Below are 7,614 nucleotides of genomic sequence, written 5' to 3'. Positions count from 1 at the left end.
GGCAACAAAAGCCTGAATGCGGTCGCGAAAATCCTTGGCGGATGATGGGTCCACCGCAGCGAGCTGGATGGGCCAATGCCTATTTTGAGATTTAACGCTGATGAACATTAAATTGCCTGTGAAAATTCGATTTTATGGAAGTCGGAGTGATCGTTGGTGGGACAGGATACTGAAAATTACGCAATATGATATGCTATAGTGCTTTACTACTCAACAAATTTTTGTGGGTGACGGCATCAACTGATGCGGATTATCGTGATTGTCAGTGCATGATGATCGCATCGAGTCAAGTATAAGCTGGCAGTATTACCGCCGGTTCAAGATACTCAGTATCAGATAGTTATAGCGTGCGGTCATTTTTGCTTAATATTTTCTTATATTTTGGATTAAAATCATACCGCTTGTGCAGCACTGCCAGAATTGAAGCATACGCTTATTCCGATTCACGTTTCCATATTCCCTATGTAAATCCATTTCATGAATAACGATGATATAGCGCTAGAAAAATCTTCCCAAATGAATGTGGCGATTCCAATTGCCACTATCCTAAGCGAAGAACAGCTGAGTCAGTTGTTCGATGGTATAAGAGATTTAATTCAGAGCGTTGCGCCGGATGGGCATTTTCTCTTTGTCAATCGTGCCTGGCGTGAAGTACTGGGGTATACAGCGGAAGAAGTGGCAACGTTGAATGTTTTCAGCATCATTCACCCCGATTATCATGCGCACTGCCAGAAATTCATGCAACGTATCATGGCGGGTGAAGATGTTGGGCTCATTGAAGTGCCATTTCTGACAAAAACCGGCCGGATTATCATGGTGGAAGGCAATGTGAGCCTTTATTCCATAGACGATGTGCCGATTGCGACACGCGGCATATTTCGCAATATTACCGAGCGTAAAGCAGCGGAAGCGGAAATTCTGGCGCTCAAAGAAAATCTTGAACAAGCCGTGATTCAGCGCACCATAGAACTGCAGACGAGTGAAAAACGTTTTCGTAATCTTATCGCCAGCATACCGGGCGCGGTGTTTGAGTTTTGTATTGATGCGCATGGTCGTCGCTCGCTTCCCTTCATGAGCGAGGGAATTACTGATTTAATCGGGCGTTCCCCCGCTGAATGTATGGCCAATGTTGAAATTGTGTTTCAACAGATTCGCCCGGATGCATTACCCGAGTTGGAAATATCCATTCTTGATTCACAGGAAAAGCTGTTGCCTTGGCTGTACGAATATCCTGTGCAATCGCCAATCGGTGAGAAGTGGCTGCGTGGTTATTCCATACCGCATCGGGAAGAAGATGGCAGTACGCACTGGCAGGGCGTATTGGTTGATATTACCCTGCAAAAACAGATGGAAATGGCGCTGCGCAATAATGAACAACTTTTCCGCAGCCTGACTGAAGTAGCACCGGTCGGGATATTCCGTACTGATGCCACGGGTAAATGCCTGTATGTCAATGAACGCTGGTGCAGTATTACCGGTATGAACATGGAAACAGCCTCAGGCTATGGATGGATTACTGCGATTCATCCGGATGATCGTGAGCGGGTGATGAACGAGTGGAACAGGGCGGTGCAGTACCAGCGGCAATTCATGTCCGAGTATCGTTTTCAAACCAAAGAACAAGTCATCACCTGGATTCTGGGTCATGCGCAGGCGGAGCGCGATCAGCAGGGCGATGTACTGGGTTATGTGGGTACCATCACTGATATTACCGATCGAAAAATGAAGGAAGCCGCATTGGCCGAATCACGCAATTTACTCGAGACGATCATCGATACAGCACCAGTACGCATTTTCTGGAAAGACGAACAATTACGTTTTTTGGGTTGCAATTCCGCTTTTGCCAAGGATGCCGGGGCGCAATCCGTACAGGACATGATTGGCACGGATGACTTTCAGTGGAGCTGGGCGGCGCAAGCGGAGCGCTATCGTAACGATGATCATCTGGTGATCGATTCAGGCATTCCCAAGCTCGGCTATGAAGAACCGCAAACCACCCCGGATGGAAAGATTAGTTGGTTGCGAACGTCCAAAGTACCTTTGCGTGACGGCCATAATGAAATCATCGGCGTACTCGGCATTTATCAGAATATTACTAAACAAAAGCGGGTTTATGAGTCGATGCGCTTGGCAGCGACCATTTATCAGTCGAGTAATGAAGCCATCATGGTGACGGATGAGAATGATTTGATCATACAAATTAATCCGGCGTTTACCCGTATGACCGGCTATGACATGGCGGATGTCATGGGTAAGAGCCCGGAAATGTTTCGCTCAGGGCGGCATGATCCGGTTTTTTATCAGGATATACGGCGACGGTTGTCCAATGAAGATCACTGGCAAGGTGAAATTTGGGATTTGCGCAAGGATGGCACAATTCACGCCAAATGGCTCAGTGTCAGTGTCATCCGGCATCCGGATGGGCGTATTCATTACCATGTCTCGCAGTTCACGGACATTACCGAGAAAAAGAAGAAAGATGAACTCATCTTATCCCAAGCGAACTACGATCAGTTAACGGGTCTGCCCAATCGCAATTTATTCAAAGACCGGTTGGAAATGAAAATCAAGAAATCGCGCCGCACTAAATTTCCGCTATCCGTGCTGTTTCTGGATCTGGATCATTTCAAAGATATCAATGATACATTGGGGCATGACAAAGGCGATGATCTGTTGAGAGAAGTCGCCACGCGCCTCGGATCCTGTATCAGCGAGACTGACACTGTGGCGCGCCTGGGCGGGGATGAGTTTGCGATCATCCTATCGGACTTCGTGGACAATCGACAGGTTGAAGCCGTTGCATTGCGTATTATTCAGAGTTTGAATAAGCCGTTTAATTTTAATCAGCATCGAACGGATTATTATATTTCCACCAGCATCGGCATTGTGTTCTATCCACAAGATGGAACGGACATGAAAAGCTTGATGAAGCATGCTGATCAGGCAATGTATGCCGCAAAACTGGAAGGGCGTAATCGTTTCTGCCACTTTACGCCTTCCATGCAGCGCGAAGCGCATGAAAAAATGGCACTGATTCATGATCTAAGGCAGGCGATCGCAAAGAATGAGCTGCAAGTTCATTATCAACCGATCCTGGAATTGTCCAGCGGACGTCTGATTAAGGCGGAGGCGCTGGTGCGCTGGAAACACCCGCGGCGGGGCATGATTAGTCCAACTATTTTTATTCCGCTGGCGGAGGAAAGCGGTTTGATCCTGGAAATTGGTGAGATGGTATTTAAACAATCGATTGCCCTGATCGATCAATGGCAAAGGCGCAAGGGTTACGTCATTCAAATCAGCGTCAATATGTCGCCGATCCAGTTTAAATTCATGAACAAATTCACTTGGCTGGACAGCTTGACTCAGCTTGGATTGCCCGGAAATTGCATCAATGTGGAAATTACTGAAGGTTTGTTGTTAAAGGATTCGGTTGTTGTTCAGGAATACTTGCTGGAATTTCGCAATAACGGTATCGAAGTATCGATCGATGATTTTGGCACCGGGTTTTCCTCGCTATCCTATCTCAAGAAATTTGATATTGATTATCTCAAGATCGATCATTCTTTTATTAATCAATTGATTGACAGTGAAACTGACCGTGCATTGGTGGAAGCGATCATCGTCATGGCGCATAAGCTGGATATCAAGACCATTGCCGAAGGTGTGGAAACGAAAGAACAGCAAGATCTGCTCAGTCATTTCGGTTGTGACTATGTGCAGGGTTTTCTGTATTCAAAACCGATCAAAGGAAAGGCATTTGAGAAACTGCTTGCCGAGCAACCGGGCCGTATATTAACAATATAATCCGCCAGAGTGACTCATTATTTGTCCGCTTCCATAACGCGGTACGGTTTCAGTAACAAGACGTTTTCCTGCAATCGGCTCAAACCGCGCTCCCGAAAGCGCGGATTCTGTGTCAGCACATCCTGGCTTGTCAGCAGTGTGATCTCAAAATGTGACTGATAATGTGTCATGACTTCATCGATAGTAACTGCAAAGGGCGGGCCTGCCATTTCGGAATCAGGGTAATCCAGTGTGATGAGTAAGATTTGCACCTCCGGTGGCAGGATGTTCAACAGATGATGCACATACTGCTCGCGTATTTCCGGTGGCAAAGCGATGAGTGCTGCGCGATCGTATACCGCCGTGATTTTTGCCAGATCATCGCTGCACAGATCGAAGAAATCACCGCATAAAATATGAATGTTATCCGCCTCCAGGCGCTTGAATGTATGGCTGGTGGTGCATTGCGGTATATGGCCGCTTTCTATAAAAAATGCCTGCGCCGCAAGGCTGCTCAATTCAACACCCAGCACATCATGTCCCTGTTTACGCAGCCAAAGCATATCGCGGCTTTTACCGCATAAGGGTACAAATACCGTGCTGTTTCGAGCCAGCGCTAGCCTGTGCCAGTATTTACGCAGATAGGGATTAACCGTGCTTTGATGGAAGCTGATTTCTTCGCGTTTCCATCGATCGAACCAATATTCTTTTTTCATCCGGGTATCATTTATTTATGCAGAGAGGTGTCAATAAGCTTTCCTGCTGGCTGAACATAGTAATAGTAAATGTTGTTTTTTTGTAACACACTACGGAAAGTTGTAAATAGTCACGTGCAGAGTATTGCTATCATAAGCATTTGTGTTTAAAAGTATTAGTTGGAGAAAGTGAACACAAATCATGTCATCGAAAGATAAAACCACAACAGATCGCAAAAGAGCATTTATTCCGTCTTCAGCGGAGCATTCATCCAACTCAGCAGCAAGTTCCATGATAAATTCATTGGAAAGCAAAATTAATCAACTAGAAGACATTCTAAATCAGGTGGATGCTTGCATTTACACGAAAGACAGAGCGGGGCGCTACACTTATGTCAATCAGAATGTTGTCGATCTTTTTGGTGCACCGGCTGAAGGAATTATCGATCGTGAAGATAAAGAATTCTTTGATTTGACGCTATCGGATGACTTGATATTTGACGACAGTCGCGTGATTGAGTTTGGGCAAACGATTAAGCGCGAAGAAAGAATGATCATCAAGTCATCAGGACAAACACGGTTCTTCTGGACCGTCAAAAGCCCCATGATGAATGATCAAGGTCAGATCATTGGCGAATTTGGAATTTCCACTGATATTACCGAACGTAAGCTGGCGGAGGATATGTTGCGTTTTCACAGCAATATATTACAGGGCCTGCCCATCGGGGTATGCCTTATTCGCGCTAACGATGAGCAGATCGTTTACGCTAATCCGCAATTTGAAACCAGATTTGGCTGTGGCGTTGATGAACTGCTCGGGCAACACATCAACAGTATCAATATTTCCACTTTGGCAGGTCCTCTGGTCATCACAGATTCGATTGCAACTGAGATTGAGCGAGCCGGCATATGGACTGGCGAGACCTATAGCCTCAAGAAGGATGGAACGATTTTCTGGTGCTATGTAACGATTTCTACTTTTGATCATCCCCTGTTTGGGAAAACCTGGGTTTTAGCGCTCATCAATATCACTGCGCACAAGCGAATTGAGGACATGCTGTGCCTGACCTCGCAACGCCTATCGCTGGCAACACGCACGACAGGCATCGGTATCTGGGAATGGGATGTCGTTCAGAACAAACTGATTTGGGATCATCAAATGTTTGTGCTGTATGGGGTCTCGCAAGATAATTTTCGCGGAGAATACGAGCATTGGTGTATGTGTATTCATCCGGAAGATTTACAACAGACAGAAAAAGAAATTCAAATAGCGCTATGCGAGAAAAGGGATTTCAATACTGAATTCCGCATTTGCAGACCGGATGGCACGATTTGTTATATCCATGCTATCGCCACCGTATTATACGATGCTGCCGGGCAGCCCATACGCATGATCGGTACCAATCGGGATATTACCAGCCTCAGGCAAACGTTTGATTCCATGTTACTGGCGGATGCAATTTATCAGACCAGCGGTGAAGCGATCATGATCACCGATGAAAATAATCTGATAAAACAGGTAAATCCGGCCTTCACGCGCTTGACGGGTTATGAGTTATCAGAGGTCGTGGGTAAGAATCCTCGAATTTTCTGCTCCGAACGTCACGATAAGATTTTTTACCGGAGCATATGGCAGGATATTCAGAAGAAAAATCACTGGCAGGGTGAAATTTGGGGGTGTCACAGGGATGGCACGATTCGTACCCGCTGGCTGAACATCAGTGCGATTCACCGTCCGGACGGCCAGGTGTATGGTTATGTAACGCAATTCTCTGATATCACTGAAAAGAAACAGAAAGAGGAACTCATCCTATTTCAAGCCAATTTCGACCAATTGACCATGTTGCCCAATCGTTTCTTGTTTAAAGATCGATTAGGCCAGGAAACCAGAAAAGCGCACCGTAGCGGACAACTACTGGCAGTGATATATCTCGACCTGGACCACTTCAAGGATATCAATGACACACTGGGTCATGCCGCGGGAGATCAACTGCTGAAGGAAGTCGGGCAGCGTATTAAATCATGCGTCCGCGATACCGATACCGTCGCTCGTCTTGGCGGAGACGAATTTGCCATTATTCTGCCCAGTATCGATTTCAGGCAGCATGTGGAAAAGATTGCGCGGCACATTATTTGTGAACTGAATCAGCCGTTCAATTTCCTGCCTGACCAGGCCGACTATCATATTTCTACCAGCATCGGCATCGTTTTCTATCCGGAAGACGGCATGGATATTGAAAGTTTAATGAAACATGCGGATCAGGCAATGTATGCGGCAAAACAGGGGGGGCGCGATCGCTATTGTTATTTCACACCGTCGTTGCAGCATAAAGCCAATGAAAAAATGATGCTCACCAATGATTTGAGAAAAGCATTGGAACGCAATGAATTGCATGTCTATTATCAACCCATCCTGGATTTGTCCCGACGGCGCATTATTAAGGCGGAAGCCTTGTTACGTTGGAAACACCCCTGCCGTGGCATGATTAATCCACATACGTTTATTCCGCTGGCAGAAGAAAGTGGGCTGATTGTAAAAATAGGCGAATGGGTATTTGATCAATCGATTGCGCATATTCAGCAATGGCTTGATCGATTTGGTTATATTATTCAAGTGAGTATTAATAAATCACCGATTCAGTTCCAGACATCGGATCGACCGGGCTGGTATGACAAGCTCGTCCATTGTGGTTTGCCGGGTGACTGCATAAATGTAGAGATTACTGAAGGCTTGTTATTGAGAAGCACGCTGACTGTGCAAAATTTCTTGCTGGAATTTCGCAATAACGGCATCCAAGTATCGATCGATGATTTTGGTACCGGGTTTTCATCACTTTCCTATCTCAAGGAATTCGATATCGACTATATCAAGATAGATCGCTCGTTCATCAGTAACCTGAATAACAATCCAATTGATCGGGCACTGGTCGAGGCCATTATCATGATGGCTCATAAGCTGGATATCAAGACCATTGCCGAAGGGGTGGAAACACAGGAACAACAAAATCTGCTGATTGAATTCGGTTGCGATTATGTGCAAGGCTTTCTTTATTCGCCGCCTATCCCTATCGAAGAATTCGAAAAATTGATCACGCTGTAACAGAATGAGAGAATGCTGCTTGATAGCGCCAATCTC

Annotated in this window: 3 protein-coding genes; 2 read left to right on the top strand and 1 reads right to left on the bottom strand. The window is 45.9% G+C overall.

Features of this window, described 5'->3' with window-relative positions; genetic code table 11:
* Positions 1 to 477 precede the first annotated feature (477 nt).
* Positions 478 to 3,804, top strand: coding sequence for a PAS domain S-box protein (locus tag Q0K92_RS01500; protein ID WP_297324028.1), 3,327 nt, complete (start codon positions 478 to 480; stop codon positions 3,802 to 3,804).
* Between the two features lie 17 nt (positions 3,805 to 3,821).
* Here the strand turns inward: Q0K92_RS01500 and Q0K92_RS01495 are convergent, their stop codons facing one another.
* Positions 3,822 to 4,499, bottom strand: a complete 678-nt coding sequence (locus Q0K92_RS01495) for a thiopurine S-methyltransferase (RefSeq protein ID WP_297324027.1) — start codon at positions 4,497 to 4,499, stop codon at positions 3,822 to 3,824.
* Positions 4,500 to 4,680: 181 nt separating this feature from the next.
* Here Q0K92_RS01495 and Q0K92_RS01490 point away from each other — a divergent pair, with 181 nt between their 5' ends.
* Positions 4,681 to 7,578, top strand: a complete 2,898-nt coding sequence (locus Q0K92_RS01490; RefSeq protein ID WP_297324026.1) for an EAL domain-containing protein — start codon at positions 4,681 to 4,683, stop codon at positions 7,576 to 7,578.
* Positions 7,579 to 7,614 lie beyond the last annotated feature (36 nt).

This window comes from Nitrosomonas sp. (assembly GCF_024282095.1).
Classification (GTDB): Bacteria; Pseudomonadota; Gammaproteobacteria; order Burkholderiales; family Nitrosomonadaceae; genus Nitrosomonas.
This window is presented reverse-complemented; position numbering and strand designations above follow the sequence as displayed.

Excerpts from the sequence above, each read along its gene's own strand:
- Q0K92_RS01500 (WP_297324028.1), top strand. The coding sequence starts at position 478 with ATGAATAACGATGATATAGCGCTAGAAAAATCTTCCCAAATGAATGTG.
- Q0K92_RS01495 (WP_297324027.1), bottom strand. The coding sequence starts at position 4,499 with ATGAAAAAAGAATATTGGTTCGATCGATGGAAACGCGAAGAAATCAGC.
- Q0K92_RS01490 (WP_297324026.1), top strand. The coding sequence starts at position 4,681 with ATGTCATCGAAAGATAAAACCACAACAGATCGCAAAAGAGCATTTATT.